Genomic DNA, 1363 nt, shown 5'->3' with positions numbered 1-1363 from the left:
CGACAAGATTGATCTCTTCGAGCAGCAGCCGGTGGATACGCACGCGCGCATCGAGCACCTTGTTGGCATTCTTTGCCGGCGCTGTGTCCGGCTTTGCCGGCAAAGCCTTTCGGCTGGTCGGAATGACGACGGCATGATGGGCGACCGGCGTCGTCTCAGGCACGCGCTGCGGAAGCGCATCGCGGTTCTGCAGGGCGGAGAAGCGGCTGGTCATCCGGCTTTCCTCTTCAGCAATCCACGGCCCATGCCAAACAGCGAGCGCGATTTCGCCCGGGTTGGGACCGCCTCCTCCGGCAGGATGATCTTCTTCAGATCGTTGACGACATTGGCGTTTGGATCGATCTCGTGCAACGGCACGCCGCGATCGACCGCCTCGCGCACCAGCCGATAGTTGTTGGCGATACCGCCGACGAAATGCTCGCCGAGAATTTCCTGGACGTCCGCCTGCTTGATGCCGTTGTCGAACATCTTCTGTTCGAAACGGTTGACGATGACGTTCGGCTTCACTTCCTTGCCGGCAGTCTCGTAGACCGCCTGGATCAGCCGCTGGGTGTGGCGCAGGCACGGCACCGTCATTTCCGCGACGATGTAGAGCTTGTTGGAACCGAGCAGCACGGTTTCCGTCCATGGAAACCAGGTGCGTGGCATGTCGATGACGACATTGTCGAAATAGGCCGAAACGAGGTCCAGCATGCGCACCACGACATCGGTCTTGAACGAGCGCATCTCTGCTGGATGCGCCGGTGCCGCCAGCACGCACAGCCCGCTGGCATGCTTGGACAGCATCACGTCGAGCAGTTGCCGGTCGAGACGCTCGGGCTGGTTCTCGATCTCGGTGATGTCGAAACGCGGTTCGAGGTCGAGATATTCGGCACAGGCGCCCTGCTGGAAATTGAGATCGACGACGCAGGTCGACGCGCCGCGCGTCACCGAGTGATGCAGCTGGAAAGCGGTCTGCAGCGCCAGCGTGGTGGTGCCGACGCCGCCCGCGGCAGGCATGAAGGTGTAGATCTGCGATTCGGTGTTTTCCTCGCGCCCGGGTCCCTGCAGCGCCCGCACGACGGAGCGCACCAGATCGGCCGTGGTGATCGGCTTGACCAGGAAATCCGCGACCTTGAGCTGCACCAGAATGCGCACCGCGGCGGCGTTGAACTCCTGGGTGACGACGACGACCGGAACCTTGTCCTCCAGCCGGCGCATAATGCGCTGCAGCGACCCGACCTCCTCCAGCCTTGCCGCATCCATGTCGACGATGATGGCGCCGAAGTCGGCTTCCTGGATCTCGCCGCGCAACTCGGTGACGTTCTTCTCCACCGCCGAGAGCTGTATGATCTCGGAGGCGGAAAATGCGGTGCGCGTGTCC

General features: G+C 62.7%; 1 protein-coding gene and 1 pseudogene. Both read right to left on the bottom strand.

Annotated elements, in window-relative coordinates:
- A pseudogene (locus tag EN750_RS34480) lies at positions 1-214 on the bottom strand (CpaF family protein); the annotation flags it as partial.
- A partial coding sequence (locus EN750_RS34475; protein ID WP_127399288.1) for a response regulator occupies positions 211-1363 on the bottom strand: 1153 nt, incomplete at its 5' end. The gene EN750_RS34475 and the pseudogene EN750_RS34480, both read right to left, overlap by 4 nt.

The sequence above is a fragment of the Mesorhizobium sp. M7A.F.Ca.ET.027.03.2.1 genome (genome assembly GCF_003999175.1).
Lineage (GTDB): Bacteria > Pseudomonadota > Alphaproteobacteria > Rhizobiales > Rhizobiaceae > Mesorhizobium.
This window is presented reverse-complemented; position numbering and strand designations above follow the sequence as displayed.